The organism is Robertmurraya korlensis, from assembly GCF_023715225.1.
Taxonomy (GTDB): domain Bacteria; phylum Bacillota; class Bacilli; order Bacillales; family Cytobacillaceae; genus Robertmurraya_A.
This window is the reverse complement of the sequence record NZ_JAMBNS010000098.1, coordinates 1-457: the sequence shown is the minus strand read 5'-3', so window position 1 is coordinate 457 and position 457 is coordinate 1. Positions and strand designations below refer to the sequence as shown.

The window sequence follows — 457 nt, the reverse complement described above, 5'->3', positions numbered from 1 at the left end:
GCCTGAGCCGTCTGTTCGGCGAAAATGCCCTCACCTGCGTCGAAGCCGGGGTAATGGCCCCGCTGGTAGGCACCATCGGTTCGCTGCAGGCGATGGAGGCGATTAAGCTGCTGAGCGGCTACGGCACCCCTGCCAGCGGAAAAATCGTCATCTACGATGCCATGACCTGCCAGTTTCGCGAAATGAGGCTGATGCGTCACCCGCAGTGCGAGGGTATGCGGCTCGCACTGACCCCCACACCGGCGACGAGAGTCGCCGGTGGTTTTGTGACCGCTCTCGTTATTTTCTCCTCTCTGACTTATCCCCATCCCGCTTGTTGATTTGCGTCAACATAACTTTCATTCGAAAGTGTTTTTATATTCATACGCAAACAAGAGGATAAGCCATGATCTTCAACATCCAGCGCTATTCCACCCATGACGGCCCAGGGATCCGCACCGTCGTCTTCCTGAAAGGC

Annotated in this window: 1 protein-coding gene; it reads left to right on the top strand. The window is 56.2% G+C overall.

Going from position 1 to position 457, the window contains the following annotated elements; translation table 11 throughout:
• The coding region (locus tag M3175_RS25980) for a ThiF family adenylyltransferase (protein ID WP_251524595.1) at positions 1–320 on the top strand (320 nt) is incomplete at its 5' end.
• Between the last annotated feature and the right edge of the window lie 137 nt (positions 321–457).